This window comes from Acinetobacter sp. AOR41_HL (assembly GCF_027854645.1).
Taxonomy (GTDB): Bacteria; Pseudomonadota; Gammaproteobacteria; order Pseudomonadales; family Moraxellaceae; genus Acinetobacter; species Acinetobacter nosocomialis.
In genome coordinates this window covers 65,487-84,520 of sequence record NZ_JAKTHZ010000019.1, presented here as the reverse complement: position 1 = coordinate 84,520, position 19,034 = coordinate 65,487, and the positions used below count along the sequence as shown (strand labels likewise).

Here is a 19,034-nt window from a genome sequence, read left to right as displayed (position 1 = left end):
AAGCTTAAGGAGATGTCATGAATCACCCTTCAGAATTGAAGTATGCACGTACACATGAGTGGGTAAAAATTGAAGGTGATCTTGTTATTACTGGGATTACCGACCATGCACAAGACGAGCTTGGAGACTTGGTCTATGTTGAAACTCCGGAAGTGGGCAGCCAAGTAACAGCTGGCGAACAAGCTGGAGTAGTTGAATCAGTTAAAACTGCTTCTGACATCCACGCTCCTGTTTCTGGTACAGTAATGGAAGTAAATACAAACCTTGAAGATGATCCGGATTTTGTAAATGAAGATCCATACGGGAAAGGCTGGATTTATAAAATTAAGCCAGACAACATGGCAGACGTTGAAAAACTTTTAACAAATGAAGAATATGAAGCTGGCTTATAAAATTTAGCATTGCTTTCAATATTTGATAAAAACCAGTTTACTTTTAAACTGGTTTTTTTATATATGTATAAAATAGTTATAAAACTGGATGCGTAGGATCAATAACATGACAAGACTTGTTGTATTTTCTGGTGCAGGTATGAGTGCAGAAAGTGGAATTAGTACTTTTCGTGACAGTAATGGCCTATGGGAAAATTATGATATACAGCAAGTTGCTACTCCGGAAGCTTGGGATAAAGACCCTGCGTTAGTCCAACGGTTTTATAACGAACGCCGTAAAAATATTTTAGAAGCTCAGCCAAATGAAGCTCATCAATATATTGCCAAATTACAAAATCATTTCGATGTACAAGTCATTACACAAAATATTGATGATTTACATGAGCGTGCTGGTAGCCAGAATGTGTTGCATCTACATGGTAATATTCGATTAGCGAAAAGCTCTGGACCAAATGCCCAATATACAAATGAATTTTATGAAATTAATGGTTGGAAATTAGATCTAGAGCATGACCTTTGTCCAAATGGCTATCCTCTTCGCCCTCATGTGGTTTGGTTTGGTGAAGCAGTTCCAGCATTTGAAGAAGCCATAAAGCAAGTGCAAGAAGCGGATATTTTCATTGTTATTGGTTCAACCTTAAGTGTTTACCCTGTTGCTGCTTTAGTTCATGAAATTCCTAACTACACTGAAGCCTACTATATAGATCCCCAAGCAGATCATTCTCGTGTTCCATCTCAATATAAACTATTAAATATGACAGCCACAGAAGGTATGAAAGAGCTATTTCATCAATTGACGAGCTAATATTTCTTTCATTTTTATTGCAAATTTCACCTCTAAAGTTGTCTCTTCACATAAAATTGATGCAAAAACACTCAACTCATGTCAAATTTTTTCTTGAGTCATATACTGTCATCGCTAATTTTGTAACCAAACATGCTGATCTATTTTCTAAACTTACTATTTTTATAATTTTCTAAACAATAAATGAATTATTTATACCCTCTAAATTACTGATTAAATTTACTTTAATTTTTATTGTAATTGAAATTACACTTGTTTACACAAAAACACACAAAACACATCACAAAGATAACAGAGCAAAAAAATTCTTTTGTGGTTGAATCTCAACCTCTTGAAATGCCGTACAAGAAAACAGCGACCTGGATTAGGTTACAATCACGGATTATGGATATAAGGACACACATCCATTATGAGTTATTTTGATCCCACCCTCATCATGTTTATGGTGTACATCGTAGCAATGGTACTTATCGGCTTATTTGCCTACCGTGCTACAAGCGACTTCTCTGATTATATTCTTGGTGGTCGTAGTTTAGGCAGTTTCGTTACTGCATTATCCGCAGGCGCATCAGACATGAGTGGTTGGTTACTCATGGGCTTACCAGGAGCGATTTATCTTTCTGGTTTATCTGAAGCGTGGATTGCAATTGGTCTAATTATCGGTGCTTGGCTTAACTGGTTACTGGTTGCTGGTCGATTACGCGTTCATACTGAAATCCAAAATAATGCACTCACTCTGCCCGACTATTTTACAAGTCGATTTGATGACAAGAAAAAGATTCTTCGTATTTTCTCTGCCGTTATTATCTTGGTTTTCTTCGCAATTTACTGTGCCTCAGGTATGGTAGCTGGCGCTCGTTTATTTGAAAATTTATTTGGTATGTCATATACCACTGCAATCTGGTTAAGCGCTATTGCAACAATCAGTTATGTTTGTATTGGTGGATTTTTGGCAATTAGCTGGACTGATACTTTCCAAGCGGGCTTAATGATTTTTGCCCTTTTGCTCACCCCAATCGTAACTTACCTTGCAATTGGCGACACAACTCAGTTTGTAACGCTTATTGAAACTGCTCGTCCACATGCATTTAACATCGTTTCAGATTTAAGTGTGGTGGCCGTTTTATCTTCAATGGCTTGGGGTTTAGGCTATTTTGGCCAACCGCATATTCTTGTACGTTTCATGGCTGCTGACTCTGTAAAATCAATTCCTGCTGCTCGTCGTATTGGCATGACTTGGATGATTTTATGTTTAGTTGGTGCAGTCGGTGCCGGTTTCTTTGGTATTGCGTATTTCCAGCAACATCCTGAACTTGCAGGTGTTGTAAGTAAAAACCCTGAAACTGTATTTATGGAATTGACTAAAATTTTATTCAATCCATGGATTGTCGGTATCATCCTAGCTGCTATTTTAGCTGCGGTTATGAGTACATTAAGCTGTCAACTGTTGGTATGTTCAAGTGCGCTAACTGAAGATTTATACAAAGGCTTCATCCGTAAAAATGCTTCTCAAAAAGAGCTTGTATGGGTTGGCCGTATCATGGTACTTGCAATTGCTGTTCTGGCAATTGTGCTCGCTGGTAATCCTGACAGTAAAGTTCTTGGTCTTGTTGCTTATGCGTGGGCTGGTTTTGGTGCCGCATTTGGACCACTCATCATATTGTCATTGTTCTGGAAACGTATGACTTTAGAAGGTGCTTTAGCAGGTATGATCGTAGGTGCAGTTGTTGTAATTGGTTGGAAAAATCTTTTCGCAAGCACCGGTGTTTACGAAATTATTCCTGGCTTTATCTGTGCATTTATCAGCATCATCGTAGTGAGCTTGATTAGCAAAACTCCAAATACTGATGTAACTGACCGCTTCGAACAAGCTGATAAACTCTATAAAGAAAGTGTATAAAAATGAATAAAATAAAAAGGGGCTTCGGCCCCTTTTTATTTATTTTTAGTTTTGATTTTAATTTTTGAACTATCTTTTACAACTTGCATCACAGGGTAGCTACGCGTTTCTTTCACACCTGGTAATTGCCATAGTACCTGCCCAGCAATACGTCTAAACTCTTCCATACTGCCACTTCGTAATTTAATTAAAAAATCAAATCCGCCACTAACCATATGGCATTCAACGATCTCTGGATAATGCACTACTGCGTCAATAAACTCATCTAAAACATTGGGTGTTGTTTTATCGAGTAAGACTTCAACAAAAACCAAAAAATTTGCATTTAACTTAACTGGATTTAATTTAGCTTCATAACCCAAGATAAATTCATCCTTCGTCAGCTTCTGCACCCGGGCCATAACTGCAGTTGGAGATAGGTTTACAAGTTCAGCCAATCTACTGTTGGAAATACGCCCATCTGTTTGAAGAATATCCAAAATTTTTAAATCTGTACGATCAAGGCTTAATAAGGGGCCATTCATCTGAATTTTCCTCTAAAAAATGGGCAAAATATAGTGAGTTATTCGGTGTTTCTTCTGTAATGATAAATTATCTAAACCTCTCTACTCAAGATGAGTTTACGAGAGCTGGTTGGCGGAAATAGATATGAACACAATGGATACTTTTCATCAAATGGATAAATCTCACCAAGGCTATATCACCGAATTCAACGATAAAAGTGAGTTTGAACAACGCATTAATACAGCTTGGCGTCGTGCCGAACCTGAAGCTGTAGAAGAGCTATTACAAGCTGCTGCGGTATCTGATGATTTAGATCATAAAATTTATGACCTTGCATTTAACCTTGCCCATAATTTACGTGAACGTAAGACCTCTTCGGGTAAAGCGGGTATTGTTCAAGGGTTATTACAAGAATTCTCACTGTCTTCACAAGAAGGCGTGGCTTTGATGTGTCTTGCTGAAGCTTTGCTTCGTATACCAGACACAGCAACACGTGATTTGCTCATTCGCGATAAAATCAATCAAGGTAACTGGAAAGAACACGTTGGCCAAAGTAGCTTAATGTTTGTAAATGCTGCAGCATGGGGCCTCATGTTAACCGGTAAGCTTATGGAGACACCAAAGCAAACCAGTCTTTCAAGTGTACTTACTGGCCTGTTAGCCCGTAGTGGTCGTGGCATTATTCGTAAAGCAGTTGATGTAGCAATGCGCATGATGGGTGAACAGTTTGTAACTGGTGAAACCATCGAAGAAGCTGTCGACCACGCAAAAGTACTTGAAGATAAAGGTTTCCGCTATTCTTATGACATGTTAGGTGAAGCTGCCTTAACCGAACATGATGCTGAACGCTACTTTAACGATTACACACAAGCCATTCATGCAATTGGTAAAGCATCTAATGGTAAAGGCGTTTATGATGGCCCTGGTATCTCAATTAAGCTTTCTGCTTTACATCCACGTTACCAACGTGCGCAAATTGAACGTGTTCACAAAGAACTCTACGGCAAAGTATTTGAACTCGCTCGTTTAGCTAAACAGTACAACATTGGTTTAAATATCGATGCAGAAGAATCTGAACGTTTAGAAATTTCTCTTGAGTTACTTGAGCGTCTTTGTTTTGAGCCAGAACTTGAGAACTGGAAAGGTATTGGATTCGTTATTCAAGCTTACCAAAAACGCTGTTTCTTCGTAGTTGATTATATTATTGATCTTGCTAAACGCAGCCAAAAGCGTCTCATGATTCGCCTTGTAAAAGGTGCATATTGGGATAGCGAAATCAAGAAAGCGCAAATCGAAGGTATGGATGACTACCCTGTCTTCACACGTAAAGTGCATACAGATCTGTCTTATATTGCTTGTGCTAAAAAATTACTTGCAGCGCCTGAGTTCATCTATCCACAATTTGCGACTCACAATGCTCAAACACTAGCAACAATTTATCATTTAGCTGACCCAAGCAAATATTATGCTGGTCAATATGAATTCCAATGCCTACATGGTATGGGTGAACCACTTTATGAACAAGTTGTTGGTCCACGTGAGCAAAATAAATTAGGCGTGCCATGCCGCATTTATGCTCCTGTTGGTAACCATGAAACTTTGTTAGCTTATTTGGTTCGTCGTTTACTCGAAAATGGTGCGAATACTTCATTCGTTAACCGTATTGCCGATAAAACACTTAAAGTTGAAGACCTTATTCAGTCTCCAATTTACGATATACGCAATGCAGCGAAGCTTGAAGGTTCAGTTGGTTTAAAACACCCATCAATTCCTCTTCCTTTAGATATGTATGGAACACTTCGTAAAAATTCTAAAGGATATGATTTAGCAAACGACGCTCCGCTTGCAGCTTTAGATAACAAAGCTCAACAGTTACGTAACCGTATTTGGCAGAGCCATCCATTATTAGGAAATAGCGATTTATCGAAACAAGGTCATTCTATTGCAATTACAAACCCAGCACAAAATGATGAAATTGTTGGTTATGTACAAGAAGCTGATCTTAATGATGTAGAAATTGCACTTAATGCAGCTGAACAAATACAAATTGAGTGGGCAAATACACCTAAAGATCAACGCGCTCAATATTTAAAACGTGCAGCTGACCTTATGGAAAGCCGTATCCAAGAGTTAATGGTATTACTTTGCCGTGAAAGTGGTAAAACTTATGCGAATGCCATTGCAGAAGTTCGTGAGGCTGTAGATTTCTTACGTTACTATGCAACTCAGGTTGAAAATCTTCCTAACAATACAACCATTCAGCCACTTGGTACTGTACTTTGTATTAGCCCTTGGAACTTCCCTCTTGCGATTTTCTCTGGTCAAATTGCTGCAGCGCTAGTTAGTGGTAACTGCGTTATTGCAAAACCTGCCGAGCAAACACCTTTAATCGCAGCTCAAGCAGTGCAAATTTTATGGGAAGCGGGTATTCCACATGGTGCTGTACAGTTATTACCAGGTCGTGGTGAAACCGTAGGTGCTCAGCTTAGCCAAGATCGACGCATTGATGGCATCATGTTTACTGGCTCGACTGAAGTTGCAAAAATTTTGCAGAAGACAGTTGCAAAACGTTTAGCTGCTAATGGTCAATCTATTCCTCTCATTGCAGAAACTGGTGGCCAAAATGCAATGATTGTGGACTCATCTGCATTAACTGAACAAGTTGTACTTGATGTTGTAAGTTCTGCATTTGATAGCGCAGGTCAACGTTGCTCTGCTTTGCGTATTTTATGTGTACAAGAAGATAGTGCCGCAACCGTTATTAAAATGCTTAAAGGTGCAATGCAACAGTTAATTGTAGGCAACCCTGCTATTTTAAAAACTGACATTGGTCCAGTTATTGATGACGAAGCAAAACAGACGATTGAACAGCACATCCAAAAAATGAAGTCTAAGGGCTATCCAGTACATCAATTAATGTTTGGAGCGACAAGCCAAACTGAATTAGATAAAGGAACTTTTGTTGTACCAACAGCAATTGAGTTACCTAACCTCGATGACTTACAGCGTGAAGTTTTTGGTCCGGTTTTACATATCATTACCTATAAGTATGGTGAGCTTGAACAACTCATCTCACGCATTAATGCTAAAGGTTATGGTTTAACAATGGGTCTACATACTCGTATTGATGAAACCATCCAAACCGTAATTCAACATGCTGAAGTTGGTAACCTTTATATCAACCGTAATATTGTTGGAGCCGTTGTTGGCGTTCAACCATTCGGTGGTGAAGGTTTATCTGGTACAGGTCCTAAAGCGGGTGGCCCTCTTTACATGTATCGCTTAATGCAGGATTGTTCAAACAAAGTATTAGCAACTCCATTTGCGGTAAAAAATGAGCAAACCATTTTTGAAGGCTTTAACCGTGAAGTTTATCAAAGCTTACAAAACTGGGCGAAACAACATTTACCACAAGCAAGTCGTGAAATTGAACCATTTGGTGTAGGCAAGTTTTATGAGTTACAAGGCCCTACTGGGGAAAGTAACCAATATATTATTTTGCCGCGTCACCGTGTACTTTCAATTGCCGACACTGAACAAAATCAATTACATCAATTGCTCGCAATTTTTGCAGTGGGTAGTCAAGCTGCTGTAATGCCAAATAGTCCATTGTTGGCAAAACATAAACAAACGTTGCCAAAAGATGTACTTGATGCAATTACGACTATCAAAAACATCACTACAGATGATTTTGATGCTGTTTTGCACCATGGTAGCCGTGAAGAGGTTCTCTCATTACAGCAAGAAATTGCAAGCCGCTCTGGTGCAATTGTAGGCATTACACATGTTGAATCAAACGAGTCAATTCCACTTGAACGTTTAGTAATTGAGCGTGCAATTAGTGTGAATACAGCTGCGGCTGGTGGCAATGCAAGCTTAATGACTATGTCGGATTAACAGATAATTTATCGAAAAGCCCAAATTTCAGTATTTGGGCTTTTTTGTTTAATCGAGTAATCTCTTTTTAAATATATAAATGTTATCTATTAGCGAATTTCATAATGATCTTTTTAGAACCAGAACAATATCAACAAAATTGTGTTCATCTTTTCAACTCATATAAAAAGAATATCTCCTCCCTTTTACCATTTGCCAAAATTGAACATATTGGTTCGTCTGCAATCCCAAATGCGATTTCAAAAGGTGATTTAGACATTTATATTGAAGTGATGTCTGATCAATTTGAATTCGCAATAGAACAATTAAAAACACTTAATTTTATAGAAAAACAAAATACCCTTAGGACACATGAGCTTTGCATGCTTGAATCAATGAACGATGATGAAGTTGCATTTCAAATTGTAGTAGCCGATTCAGTATTTACGTTTTTCTTAACATTTAGAAATAAGCTTATAGATTCACCGCTGTTGGTGCATGAATATAATCAATTAAAATTACAATGTAGCCATTTAGATCCCGATCAATATAGAGCAATAAAATCAGATTTTATTAACCGCGTCTTAAATCATCTCTAATTTAAGTACCCTATTTCTTTATGAATATCTGACTAAAATTGACTCCTGCAAGCTCGATTTTTTTGATACCATTCACTATTTGATTCTGTCTAAATTTTCTTTGTCTATGACCTCTTCTTATCGTCAACAACTTCAAGCTAAAATTGATCGCATTACTACTCAATTTTCTGAATTTACACCTCCTACATTAGAAGTGTTTGAATCACCTGAACAACATTTCCGTATGCGTGCTGAATTTCGGATCTGGCATACAGAAAATGATATGTTCTATGCCATGTTTGAACGTAACGATGAAGATAAGCAAAAAACAGTTGTCCGCATAGATGAGTTTCCTATTGCAGACAAAAGCATTAATGATTTAATGCCTCGCCTTTTAGCAGAACTCAAAGCTGAGCCTTTACTTTCACAGCGTTTATTTGAAGTTGATTTTCTCGCAACACTTAGTGGAGAAATGCTAGTTACCCTGATTTATCACCGTAAACTTAATCAGGAGTGGGAACAATCAGCTAAAGCACTTGCTGAAAAATTAAATATTAAAATTATGGGTCGTAGCCGAGGTCAGAAAGTTGTTATTGGCGATGACTTTGTTGTAGAAGAATTTGAACTTTCAAACCGTACATTCAAGTACAAACAAATTGAAAGTAGCTTTACCCAGCCGAATGCACAAGTTTGCAAAAAAATGCTGCAATGGGCATGTGATGCAGCTGAGGGTTCGAAAAAACACTTACTCGAACTTTATTGTGGTAACGGTAACTTTACCCTTCCATTATCACTAAAATTCGAACGCGTACTTGCTACCGAACTTGCTAAATCATCAGTTTATGCTGCTCAATGGAATATTGAACAAAACCAGATTGATAATATTCAGGTAGCACGCCTATCAGCTGAAGAGTTTACTCAAGCTTATCAAGGTGAGCGCGAGTTCCGCCGTCTACAAGAAGCAAATATTGATATTCAAAGTTATGACTTTGATACCGTATTTGTAGATCCTCCGCGTGCGGGAATTGATGATGAAACTTTAAAACTTTTGCAAGGTTTTGAGCGTATTATCTACATTTCATGTAATCCCGACACTTTATATGAAAATTTAAAAACACTCACAAAAACTCATCGAGTGACTAAGTTTGCTTTGTTCGATCAGTTCCCTTATACACATCATGTTGAATCAGGTGTATTGCTCGAGAAGATTTAAACAAAATTTTTCAATGTAACTCTATTTTATAAGGAGGTTAAATATCTCCTTATTTTTCAATATCTTTTAATTAAGTATTTAAATTTAAAAAAAATATCAAGTCATCTATTCGTCATAATTTCGTTTAACTCAACCATTACTATCGAAAATTCTCTAGTTCAACTGGTGGATTTATCACTTATAGAGACTTGTATTTTAATTTAATTTGGCTATATTTCGATCTATGTTAGGTTGTATATGAAGGCTCTATGAGTTTTTGGCAAAAGCTGTTCTTAGCAGATCAACAGCATAACGAGCATAAGAATCAAACTGCTTGTGTTGAAAATGACTGCTCATGTAAAACTAATGAACAACTTCTAAGTGCGCTTGCACAAGCAACAGATGAAGATGTCATTATGGGAATAAAAAAAGTTCTTATTTCCCGTGGGTATAGCCGTAAAGAGTTAAATGAACTCATTCAAAAACCATCTATTCATTAATTATAAAGCCAGTCATGTACTGGCTTTTTTGTATTTTATTTGACTTCACAATTTGTGTGGCTGACTAAACCAATAATAGGTCCCATATAAAATTTTCTATCATTACGGTTATTCTTAGGCAAATACAAACTAGAGATAGAACCATCTAGGTATAATGCCTGCTCTACGTTAAGACCTTTTTGGAAAAATTCAGCAAAATTATAAAAATTCACTCTATTTTTAGATATCACAAAATAAAGTTTATTATTTTTTATACCTACCCCATTACGTATTTTCTTTGAATCGCTATTTGCTAGAAATAAGGGATTTATTTTGCCATTAATCAGCAACATAGGGCCAGATTGAGTTGCATATTCGGGTTGAAAAGCTTTTGCTTTATATTGTTCAGTTGTCAGTATAATAGCTTGTTTGTCATTCCATGCTAGAACTCCATTAGGCTGCAAAAAGAAGTTACCCCATCCATTATCTTCATTTAAAGGTTGGCTCTCTCGCCCATTTTCAATATATAGCCCAACTGGAGAGAAGCCAGAATGAAACATACCTGCATTCATTGCAAAAGTAAGCTGTTCGCATGATTTGAGTTGGCCTTGAATATTGTCAAAGCTTTTATAATATTGACTCGTTTTTGGATTTTGCAAAAATAAGCGCAATTGATTTAAATTTGAAATTTCAATGACTTCAAATTGATCATCGGTAGCATTTTGCATTTGGCTATACTCTTCTGCTAAAGCAGATTGCCCAAAGACCATAAAATTAATAATACACAGCATGAGTATTTTCATTAATGGCAAACCTCATATGTCATTTTCTGTTCATAGCAATACTTTATTAAATAAAATGCTTTGATGTGATATATACACGAAAGGCGCTTATTCCACCTAAACAATACACTAGAGCACAACTATATTCGTTATAATAGTGAACAGCTTTTAATAAAAGTGATCAAAACTTTATTGGATCAGCGTGAAAATGCAACAAACAAATAAACGCTACCCTTTAGGGGCTCATCTTATTGTAAAACATCTCGGCTATAGCCATCATGGTATTTACGCTGGGAGAGGTCGAGTTATTCATTATTCAGGCCTAGCACATTTCATCAAAAAACGACCCATTGAAATTACTTCATTAGATGCCTTTTCTCATGGCAAAAAAATTCATGTGCGTTTTTATGATGCGCCACGCTACAAAGGAAAAGTGGTTGTTCGACGTATGCGCTCACGCATGCACGAAAACCACTATCATTTAATCATTAATAATTGTGAACATTTATGCAGTTGGGCAATCACTGGTATTGAAACTAGTACTCAAGTTGAGCGTATGATGCATCGCTTAACCACCATTGGTTACGTAAGTTCGATCATGAGTTATATGAATGGCATGATGCTGACCGTAGCAACGACCTGCTTTGCTCTTGTTCTTTATATTAAAAAGAAATTACGTGATCAGGCAAAAATGAAAGTTCCAACTTATCAATTTTTAAGAGAAAAAGCCGAAAAAAGAAATGTAGATCCTTCTCAACCCTTAGTTTTTATAGAACCCGATAAAAAAGAACCAATCTAATAATTAAAAAAGTCCTCATGATTGAGGACTTTTTTAGAAAACTTACAACTTATTTTTTAGCTGCACTAGCTGCCGTTGCTTCAGTCGTAATGTTTACAGTGATCTTATCACCTACATTAGGCACATAGTTGCCTAGACCGAAATCAGAACGATTGAATGAAGTTGTCGCATTGAAACCAATCGCTGGAACTTTTGCCATTGGGTGTTCACCCTGTTTGTTTAAAACAGCATCAAGTACAACTGGCTTAGTGACGCCTTTAACAGTTAGGTCACCAGTAATTTTGAAGTGTTTTTTATCTTTAGTTTCTACTTTCGTACTTTTGAAAGTGATATTTGGGTATTTAGCTGCATTAAACCAAGCTTCTTGTTGGAATTCTTTATCTAAAGCAGGTACGTTTGTATTTACACTGCTTAAAGGAATTGTCACATTTACAGAAGAATTTGCTGGTTTAGCATTATCAACTTTAATTACACCTTGGATGTCCGAGAAGTTAGCGCTTGGAGTTGAAAAACCAAAGTGGTTCCATGAGAAAACAGTCGCTGTATGTGTTGGGTCAATTTTATAATCCACTGGTGCAGCTAATGTAACTGTACTTGCCAACGCTACTGCTAAACCGAAGCTTAATGTTTTAAGATGCATTTTTCGTATCCTTTATTGATATAGTCGTTAGTGTATACATCAAGTAATTTAATTCACTATTCTTTATAAAACGATATGTTTCATCCATGCAACAATAAAAGCGTTACAGTTGTTATTCAAAACCCATATTATAAAGTATAGATATTTTTCTATCCGAAACCTTCAGATTTATTGGTTTTTACTTCGATTTTATTGATAAATAACAAGGTAAAACATGGCTAACACTGTTCAAGCACAAAGCACTTCTACTCCGTACCGAGTAACACTTACCGATTCGTCAGGTCATCAATGGTTTGCAGACGAACCAACTGATAAAGGTGGACAAGATACAGCTCCAAATCCAGTTCAGCTTTTACTATCAGCTTTAGGCGCCTGCACTACAATTACACTAGAAATGTATGCAAATCACAAAGGAATTAAGCTTGAGCATGTACAAGTCGATTTAGCTTTAAATCCAAATGGTGATCCGGAAGCTGGTCAAAATAATATTGAACGTAAAATTACGCTAAAGGGTGAATTTACTGAAGATCAACATAAACGACTTTTAAAAGTTGCTGAAAGCTGCCCAATTCATAAGTTATTGACTTCGAATATTTCGATTCAGAGTGAATTAAGTATTGAGTAAGTGGTCCTTCCTTACACTAAATTTCAATCACATCCGTGTGCCATTCCAATGAGCCACTCATTGAAATATCTATTGCTAAGTCGACAATATTTGTGAGCTCATTTGGAATAAATGAATATAAATTTTCCCCATCGAAATGAATCCAAAATTCAGGAGGTGGTGTATCAGAGCCATCTATAAAGCCACCTGTTTCTTTTTCACCTAACGTCAAACATTGATGAGTGCACATCAAATGCTAATATTTTGCCCTTTAACTTCGCGCAACTTGGTATGTAATGATATTTAACCCGAGCTTGAATAGTCTCTTCAAAATAAGTCTGCACACGATAAGCATAATCGCCACCAAATGCTGAGTCACCATTTTCATGTTTGAAACTTTCCTTTAATGCGCGAAATAAAAAATTATATTGTGCACACTGCCAAAACATTTCTTTTTTATTTAAATTTTTCAAATAGCCATATTTAATATCATTTAAGATTTCTTCAAAAACACGAAGTTCAAATTCTTTTCTCATCACAATATCTTAATCTTTCAAGTTTCAATGAAGTACCAGTGATCAGCGATATAATTCTCCGCTTTATCTTCTAAGTCGGTATTACGGATTTTTACACCTTGTTCATACATGTTATCAGGTATTTGTAGTCTCCAATTTTTGGCCAAACTTAGGTTGTCCGCTAAAAGATATTGGGGATCATAAGAATCTGCGGACAAAGTATGAACATTAAAATAATCTTCATCCAAATATAAGCAAATCTCACTCGCAAACATATCTGGCTGTACAATTATACAGACCACTTTGCAGAATATTAGTCCTTGAGGTTTTGCTTCAATTAAATACTGACATGCATTAATTAAATACTGGACACACTGTGCCTTTATTTCTTGTTGAGCATGCTTCCCCTGAACTAGATTCATAGCTACAGGTATTTTCCAATTATAATATTGCTCTTCATACCCGTCTAAATCAGGGAAATACCCTTTAAAACTTTCACTCCAATATTTAAGATTTCTTAATTTACGTGGAATTCCCCGTTCTTTTTTATTTGATAATGCAAACCTTCTCATTTTTATATTCCATTTAACTATCATAAAAAAAGCGCCCCTATCAGAGCGCTTTTTTCTTCTGCTTAGTTAATTCATTAAGCAGTCAATTCTTTTACTGCAGCTACTACAGCTTCAGTTGTAATACCAAAGAATTGGAACAAGTCTTTCGCTGGTGCTGACTCACCATAAGTTGACATACCGATTACTTTGCCATCAAGACCAACAAACTTCCACCAGTAGTCAACATGAGCAGCTTCTACTGCGACACGAGCACGGATGTGGGCTGGTAATACGGCCTCACGGTATGCAGCATCTTGTTTCATGAACTCTTCAGCACATGGCATTGAAACAACTCGAACACCTTCAAGCTGAGCATAAGCTTCCATTGCTAAAGAAACTTCAGAACCAGTAGCAATAATAATTGCTTTCAACTCGCCTTTCTCTTGAGCAAGAACATAACCACCTTTTGCTGCATTCTGAATTTGTTCTTCAGTACGCGTTTGGAATGGCAAGTTTTGACGAGAGAAAATAAGTGCTGTAGGGCCATCTTTACGCTCTAAAGCAGATTTCCATGCAATTGCTGTTTCAACAGTATCTGCAGGACGCCAAGTATTTAAGTTTGGTGTACCACGTAAAGAAGCAATTTGTTCAATTGGTTGGTGTGTTGGACCATCTTCACCTAAACCAATTGAGTCATGTGTATAAACATGAATTACACGTTGTTTCATCAATGCAGACATACGCACTGCGTTACGCGCATATTCCATAAACATTAAGAATGTTGCCACGTAAGGAATGAAACCGCCATGTAATGCAACACCATTTGCAATTGCAGTCATACCGAACTCACGTACACCATAGTACACGTAGTTACCAGCTGGGTTTTCTTGAACACCTTGGCAACCTTTCCAAAGTGTTAAGTTAGAACCAGCCAAGTCCGCAGAACCACCTAATAATTCAGGTAATAAAGGACCAAATGCTTGTAATGTATTTTGACTTGCTTTACGAGTTGCTACAGTTTCAGCTTTAGCATTTGTCTCACGAATAAACGCATCTGCTTGAGCTGAAAACTCTGCTGGTAAATCACCGTTAATACGACGAAGTAACTCAGCTGCTTCTGTAGGATATTTTGCTTGGTATTGAGCAAATACTTCATTCCAAGCTGCTTCAGCTTCATTACCTTTTGCTTTAGCATCCCATGCAGCATATACATCAGCAGGAATAACAAATGCTTCTTCAGTCCAACCTAAAGCTTCACGAGTTAAGGTAATTTCATCTTTACCTAATGGCGCACCGTGACAATCTTCTTTACCTTGTTTGTTTGGAGAACCTAAACCAATAATTGTTTTACAAATAATAATCGTTGGTTTTTGAGTTTCAGCTTTAGCTTCAACTGTTGCTTGACGAATAGCATCAGCATCATGGCCATCTACATGAAGAACTTGCCAGCCATAAGCTTTGAAACGCTCTTCAGTATCATCACTAAACCAGCCTTCTACTTCACCATCAATCGAAATGCCGTTGTCATCATAATAAGCAATCAATTTACCAAGCTGTAAAGTACCTGCCAATGAACATACTTCGTGAGAAATACCTTCCATCAAACAGCCGTCACCCAAGAAACAATAAGTGAAGTGATCAACTACTTTTAAATCATCTTTATTGAATTGAGCAGCTAAAGTTTTTTCAGCCAATGCAAAACCAACGGCGTTTGCAATACCTTGTCCTAAAGGACCAGTCGTTGTTTCAATCCCTGGAGCATAACCATATTCAGGATGACCAGGAGTTTTTGAGTGCAATTGACGGAATTGTTTTAAATCTTCAATTGAAAGATCATAACCTGTTAAATGAAGCAAAGCATATTGCAACATTGAACCATGACCATTTGACAAAACAAAACGGTCACGGTTTGCCCATTGTGGATTAGTTGGGTTGTGATTTAAAAACTCGCGCCAGACGACATCAGCAATATCTGCCATCCCCATTGGAGCACCTGGATGCCCTGAGTTTGCCTGTTGCACAGCATCCATTGCCAATACACGAATTGCGTTTGCAATACGACGTTCGTTTAAAGGGGTCGTCATAGATCAGAATCCAATTTTAATAGATTGATGAAAAGAAGATGATGAATAACCATTCAATGCCGCTATATTGTCTTAAAAAAACGCCTAGGGGTAAACCCCAACACGGTATATTTCTTTATTTTTAACCTTTTCTTGGTTACTCAAAAAACATTTATATTCTTAAGCTGTGTAAAACAATACTATTTACGGGTACTTCTATCCTCAACAATTGTAGAGATATCCCGCTTTGATCAACATATAAAGTTATATTTATTCTCTTTAATTATAGTCTTTCGCTTCATAGTCTAAATTTTTTGGTTAATATTTAATAAAATCAAATGTTTAAAATTTAGACATTTTTTTAAATTTTTTATATAAAAATAATTAATTTTTATCTAGCTATATCAATTTCCCTGATACACTTATCAATTAAAACATAGTAGAAATGAAATAAATTCATGCTTTTTAGTCAGTATGAACTGGTCCTCAAGCTCAAGTCGATGTAACATATTATGTCTTTTTGAAATAACCAAGATAGGACTTTCATGCGCGAGTACGCTGTTTTTACCTCGGAATCTGTAAGCGAAGGTCATCCCGATAAAATGGCCGACCAAATTAGCGACGCTATTTTGGATGCAATCTTAAAAGAAGACCCATACGCACGTGTTGCTTGTGAAACACTGGTAAAAACAGGCGCTGTTGTACTTGCAGGTGAAATCACAACAACTGCTAATATTGATGTAGAAGCTGTAGTTCGCCAAACTGTTAACGGTATCGGTTATCACCATTCAGATCTAGGCTTTGATGGATCAACTTGTGCCGTAATCAACATGATTGGTAAACAGTCACCTGAGATTGCACAAGGTGTAGATCGCCAAAAACCTGAAGATCAAGGTGCTGGTGACCAAGGTTTAATGTTTGGTTATGCAAGTCGCGAAACTGACGTGCTTATGCCAGCTCCTATTTCTTATGCTCACCGTTTAATGGAGCGTCAAGCTGAGCTTCGTCGTTCAGGTGCATTACCATGGTTACGTCCAGATGCAAAAAGTCAGGTTACTTTTGCGTATGAAAATGGCAAGCCTGTACGTTTAGACGCAGTAGTACTTTCTACTCAACATGATCCTGAAATTACTCAAACTCAGCTTAAAGAAGCTGTAATTGAAGAAATTATCAAACCGATCATCCCTGCTGAAATGTTCCATGCAGCCACTAAATTCCATATTAACCCGACTGGTATGTTTGTTATCGGTGGCCCTGTAGGCGACTGTGGTTTAACAGGTCGTAAAATCATTGTTGATACTTATGGTGGTATGGCTCGTCACGGCGGTGGTGCATTCTCTGGTAAAGATCCATCTAAAGTAGACCGTTCAGCTGCATACGCTGGTCGTTATGTTGCTAAAAATATTGTTGCGGCTGGTCTTGCTGACAAATGTGAAATTCAGGTGAGTTATGCAATTGGTGTTGCAGAACCAACTTCTATTTCAATCAATACTTTTGGTACTGCAAAAGTTTCTGATGAGTTAATTATCCAATTAGTACGTGAGCATTTTGATTTACGTCCATTTGGTATTACTCGTATGCTTAACTTAATTCAACCAATGTATAAACAGACAGCTGCTTACGGTCATTTTGGTCGTGAAGGTTCAGATTCTGCATTCACATGGGAAAAAACTGACAAAGTTGAAGTACTTAAAGATGCTGCGGGCCTTTAAGCCCTATATATTAAAAGCCCGCTTAATGCGGGCTTTTTTATTATTTTTTATATTTTGTTAAAATTAAGCAATAAACTTTCCAACACACATTATTTAAAAGTATGTAGCAAATTAAGCACTACTACTGTTTCGTAGTTTTATCACCTTCATTTAGTACATCTAATAAAGTCGATTGGGTAGGTGTATCCTGATGATTTTGAATATAAATATGGACAACTTTGAATACAACAACTACTGCCAAACAAGCCATCACACAAAACATCCATAATCCATAAGGACTACGAATATGATGTGAACCACAATATGGACATGATTTGTCAGTTGATGCCACAACTTTGTCACAACACGCACAATGATATTGATATAGCATAGGTAACCCTCCTTCCCTCACTTCAACCGTTGTTGTTTTAATAGGTTTGCTACAATTTTTAATTTATACATCCTTTATATTTATCCTATGTGAAATGAAAAGAGAATTCAATCTGAATGAACAATGCGTTCATTTTTAAAAAATTTAGTTTATACAATGAGATAAATTAAATATTATTTTTTCTGTACTATTTTTCTTATTTTGATATTTTGCTGAATTTGTTAAAATACATGAATAATTCATTTTCTAGGCCAATCCATGTCACACACCCAGCTCATTAATAAAGGTGGCTTTCGTGAAAGAGCCAATAGAAGCCGGAAATATCAACAATCTGAAAACAAGCAGACAGCTCTACCTTCAAACAAGTATCAACCTCAGACGAAGTCAGAAGAAAATTCAACTGTAATAGCTCAAGCTGGAACAGAGAATGCTGATTGTTCAAATTAATAATCGATAGAATATTAAAAAAGGCCTAATCATTTAAGATTTAGGCCTTTTATTTTTATATAAGGAATTAATCAATCCTTATTTTTATGTTCAATTTTCTTATGGTCTGGGGTAACTTCTCTCGCTTCGCCATCAATAATGCTGGAATCACCACGGTATTGACTGCCACCTTGTGAGTTCTGCATATCCTGCATTTGACGCATTAAATCAGCAAATGGGTTTTGACCAGCACCTGCTCCGCCCATGCCACCCATCATTTTTTCCATCATTGCTTGCTGACGCTTTGCAAGTGTTCTCATTGCGATATTACGAAACGCAGTTTGCACGCCTGGAATTAGAATTAAAAGCGCTAACACATCAGATACCAGACCAGGGACCATCAATAAAAAACCAGCAAAAGCATATGCTAGTTTTTTAGTTACGGTCGGATCACTACCTAATTGCCCGGTCATCTGCATTTGTTGTAATTGCGGCATAATACCAGCCGTACTTTTGCGAATAAGCGTAAGACCAATAAAGAAAGCAATAATGAACCAGAAAAACACATACCATCCACTGATGAACTGTGCTACGCCAATCCATACGGCAATTTCAACAATCGCGCCCAGAACCACAATAAGAAGTAAATTCATGTAAAACTTTATCTATCTCAAAAAGAAAATTCATTGCAGTTTTAGCTATCTAATCCATGAACCATTTTCAGTTGAAAATACGGATTAAAGAGCTTGTAGTGAAGCTTAGGCAATGTTTTCTTTTAACCTAAAAACATGGCTAAACCCAAATGCTGCAATACTATCAATAAGACTGATTTAAATTAATAAAATA

The 19,034-nt window shown here is 36.9% G+C and carries 18 protein-coding genes and 1 pseudogene; 11 read left to right on the top strand and 8 right to left on the bottom strand.

Annotated elements, in window-relative coordinates; genetic code table 11:
• Positions 1 to 17: 17 nt before the first annotated feature.
• From gcvH to putP, 3 genes are all read left to right on the top strand, one after another.
• The gene (gene gcvH / locus MKL35_RS06165) at positions 18 to 392 is read left to right on the top strand and encodes a glycine cleavage system protein GcvH (protein ID WP_032011250.1); all 375 of its coding nucleotides are present in this window, start codon (positions 18 to 20) and stop codon (positions 390 to 392) included.
• A gap of 97 nt (positions 393 to 489) precedes the next feature.
• Entirely contained in the window at positions 490 to 1,197 is a 708-nt protein-coding gene (locus tag MKL35_RS06160) for an SIR2 family NAD-dependent protein deacylase (RefSeq protein WP_081404442.1), read from the top strand.
• Positions 1,198 to 1,606: 409 nt separating this feature from the next.
• A complete protein-coding gene (gene putP / locus MKL35_RS06155) occupies positions 1,607 to 3,097 on the top strand; it encodes a sodium/proline symporter PutP (RefSeq protein WP_004709158.1) in 1,491 nt (496 codons plus the stop codon).
• Between the two features lie 35 nt (positions 3,098 to 3,132).
• On the opposite strand, the gene MKL35_RS06150 is transcribed toward putP, so the two are convergent.
• Positions 3,133 to 3,621, bottom strand: coding sequence for an Lrp/AsnC ligand binding domain-containing protein (locus MKL35_RS06150; protein ID WP_001014235.1), 489 nt, complete (start codon positions 3,619 to 3,621; stop codon positions 3,133 to 3,135).
• A gap of 124 nt (positions 3,622 to 3,745) precedes the next feature.
• Here MKL35_RS06150 and putA point away from each other — a divergent pair, with 124 nt between their 5' ends.
• The 4 genes from putA (at position 3,746) to MKL35_RS06130 (ending at position 9,747) form a co-directional block, all read left to right on the top strand.
• Positions 3,746 to 7,498 carry a trifunctional transcriptional regulator/proline dehydrogenase/L-glutamate gamma-semialdehyde dehydrogenase gene (putA, locus tag MKL35_RS06145; protein ID WP_270913128.1) on the top strand — a complete coding sequence of 1,251 codons (3,753 nt, stop codon included), beginning with the start codon at positions 3,746 to 3,748 and terminating at the stop codon, positions 7,496 to 7,498.
• A 104-nt stretch (positions 7,499 to 7,602) separates the two neighbouring features.
• Complete coding sequence (locus tag MKL35_RS06140) at positions 7,603 to 8,076, top strand: GrpB family protein (protein WP_004709162.1); 474 nt, start codon at positions 7,603 to 7,605, stop codon at positions 8,074 to 8,076.
• Positions 8,077 to 8,182: 106 nt separating this feature from the next.
• Positions 8,183 to 9,268, top strand: a complete 1,086-nt coding sequence (gene trmA / locus MKL35_RS06135; protein WP_032011259.1) for a tRNA (uridine(54)-C5)-methyltransferase TrmA — start codon at positions 8,183 to 8,185, stop codon at positions 9,266 to 9,268.
• Positions 9,269 to 9,516: 248 nt separating this feature from the next.
• Positions 9,517 to 9,747: a hypothetical protein gene (locus MKL35_RS06130; RefSeq protein ID WP_002050077.1), complete on the top strand. Its 231-nt coding sequence runs from the start codon at positions 9,517 to 9,519 to the stop codon at positions 9,745 to 9,747.
• 35 nt (positions 9,748 to 9,782) lie between these two features.
• Here MKL35_RS06130 and MKL35_RS06125 read toward each other — a convergent pair whose 3' ends face one another.
• Entirely contained in the window at positions 9,783 to 10,529 is a 747-nt protein-coding gene (locus MKL35_RS06125) for a phosphodiester glycosidase family protein (RefSeq protein WP_032011261.1), read from the bottom strand.
• A 187-nt stretch (positions 10,530 to 10,716) separates the two neighbouring features.
• On the opposite strand from MKL35_RS06125, the gene MKL35_RS06120 reads away from it, so the two are divergent.
• Positions 10,717 to 11,307, top strand: coding sequence for a lecithin retinol acyltransferase family protein (locus MKL35_RS06120; protein ID WP_032011262.1), 591 nt, complete (start codon positions 10,717 to 10,719; stop codon positions 11,305 to 11,307).
• Between the two features lie 49 nt (positions 11,308 to 11,356).
• On the opposite strand, the gene MKL35_RS06115 is transcribed toward MKL35_RS06120, so the two are convergent.
• The gene (locus MKL35_RS06115; RefSeq protein ID WP_004709169.1) at positions 11,357 to 11,947 is read right to left on the bottom strand and encodes a YceI family protein; all 591 of its coding nucleotides are present in this window, start codon (positions 11,945 to 11,947) and stop codon (positions 11,357 to 11,359) included.
• A gap of 214 nt (positions 11,948 to 12,161) precedes the next feature.
• Between MKL35_RS06115 and MKL35_RS06110 the strand changes: the two genes are divergently transcribed.
• Positions 12,162 to 12,572: an OsmC family protein gene (locus MKL35_RS06110; RefSeq protein ID WP_032011263.1), complete on the top strand. Its 411-nt coding sequence runs from the start codon at positions 12,162 to 12,164 to the stop codon at positions 12,570 to 12,572.
• 16 nt (positions 12,573 to 12,588) lie between these two features.
• Here the strand turns inward: MKL35_RS06110 and MKL35_RS06105 are convergent.
• The 3 genes and pseudogenes from MKL35_RS06105 to tkt form a co-directional block, all read right to left on the bottom strand.
• Positions 12,589 to 13,087: pseudogene (locus MKL35_RS06105) on the bottom strand (hypothetical protein).
• A gap of 17 nt (positions 13,088 to 13,104) precedes the next feature.
• Complete coding sequence (locus MKL35_RS06100) at positions 13,105 to 13,638, bottom strand: DUF3916 domain-containing protein (protein ID WP_025466103.1); 534 nt, start codon at positions 13,636 to 13,638, stop codon at positions 13,105 to 13,107.
• Positions 13,639 to 13,712: 74 nt separating this feature from the next.
• Positions 13,713 to 15,701, bottom strand: a complete 1,989-nt coding sequence (tkt, locus tag MKL35_RS06095; protein ID WP_032011266.1) for a transketolase — start codon at positions 15,699 to 15,701, stop codon at positions 13,713 to 13,715.
• Between the two features lie 524 nt (positions 15,702 to 16,225).
• On the opposite strand from tkt, the gene metK reads away from it, so the two are divergent.
• Positions 16,226 to 17,392, top strand: coding sequence for a methionine adenosyltransferase (gene metK / locus MKL35_RS06090; protein ID WP_002049844.1), 1,167 nt, complete (start codon positions 16,226 to 16,228; stop codon positions 17,390 to 17,392).
• 121 nt (positions 17,393 to 17,513) lie between these two features.
• Here the strand turns inward: metK and MKL35_RS06085 are convergent, their stop codons facing one another.
• Positions 17,514 to 17,762, bottom strand: a complete 249-nt coding sequence (locus MKL35_RS06085) for a hypothetical protein (protein WP_004702072.1) — start codon at positions 17,760 to 17,762, stop codon at positions 17,514 to 17,516.
• 258 nt (positions 17,763 to 18,020) lie between these two features.
• Here MKL35_RS06085 and MKL35_RS06080 point away from each other — a divergent pair, with 258 nt between their 5' ends.
• A complete protein-coding gene (locus MKL35_RS06080) occupies positions 18,021 to 18,209 on the top strand; it encodes a hypothetical protein (RefSeq protein ID WP_017392879.1) in 189 nt (62 codons plus the stop codon).
• A 71-nt stretch (positions 18,210 to 18,280) separates the two neighbouring features.
• Here MKL35_RS06080 and MKL35_RS06075 read toward each other — a convergent pair whose 3' ends face one another.
• Positions 18,281 to 18,841, bottom strand: a complete 561-nt coding sequence (locus MKL35_RS06075; RefSeq protein ID WP_017392880.1) for an FxsA family protein — start codon at positions 18,839 to 18,841, stop codon at positions 18,281 to 18,283.
• Positions 18,842 to 19,034: the final 193 nt, after the last annotated feature.

Coding starts and splice junctions, on each gene's coding strand:
- MKL35_RS06130 (WP_002050077.1), top strand. CDS start 9,517: ATGAGTTTTTGGCAAAAGCTGTTCTTAGCAGATCAACAGCATAACGAG.
- putA (WP_270913128.1), top strand. CDS start 3,746: ATGAACACAATGGATACTTTTCATCAAATGGATAAATCTCACCAAGGC.
- trmA (WP_032011259.1), top strand. CDS start 8,183: ATGACCTCTTCTTATCGTCAACAACTTCAAGCTAAAATTGATCGCATT.
- MKL35_RS06150 (WP_001014235.1), bottom strand. CDS start 3,621: ATGAATGGCCCCTTATTAAGCCTTGATCGTACAGATTTAAAAATTTTG.
- MKL35_RS06075 (WP_017392880.1), bottom strand. CDS start 18,841: ATGAATTTACTTCTTATTGTGGTTCTGGGCGCGATTGTTGAAATTGCC.
- MKL35_RS06115 (WP_004709169.1), bottom strand. CDS start 11,947: ATGCATCTTAAAACATTAAGCTTCGGTTTAGCAGTAGCGTTGGCAAGT.
- MKL35_RS06120 (WP_032011262.1), top strand. CDS start 10,717: ATGCAACAAACAAATAAACGCTACCCTTTAGGGGCTCATCTTATTGTA.
- MKL35_RS06110 (WP_032011263.1), top strand. CDS start 12,162: ATGGCTAACACTGTTCAAGCACAAAGCACTTCTACTCCGTACCGAGTA.
- MKL35_RS06125 (WP_032011261.1), bottom strand. CDS start 10,529: ATGAAAATACTCATGCTGTGTATTATTAATTTTATGGTCTTTGGGCAA.
- gcvH (WP_032011250.1), top strand. CDS start 18: ATGAATCACCCTTCAGAATTGAAGTATGCACGTACACATGAGTGGGTA.
- MKL35_RS06100 (WP_025466103.1), bottom strand. CDS start 13,638: ATGAGAAGGTTTGCATTATCAAATAAAAAAGAACGGGGAATTCCACGT.
- metK (WP_002049844.1), top strand. CDS start 16,226: ATGCGCGAGTACGCTGTTTTTACCTCGGAATCTGTAAGCGAAGGTCAT.
- putP (WP_004709158.1), top strand. CDS start 1,607: ATGAGTTATTTTGATCCCACCCTCATCATGTTTATGGTGTACATCGTA.
- MKL35_RS06080 (WP_017392879.1), top strand. CDS start 18,021: ATGTCACACACCCAGCTCATTAATAAAGGTGGCTTTCGTGAAAGAGCC.
- MKL35_RS06140 (WP_004709162.1), top strand. CDS start 7,603: ATGATCTTTTTAGAACCAGAACAATATCAACAAAATTGTGTTCATCTT.
- MKL35_RS06085 (WP_004702072.1), bottom strand. CDS start 17,762: ATGCTATATCAATATCATTGTGCGTGTTGTGACAAAGTTGTGGCATCA.
- tkt (WP_032011266.1), bottom strand. CDS start 15,701: ATGACGACCCCTTTAAACGAACGTCGTATTGCAAACGCAATTCGTGTA.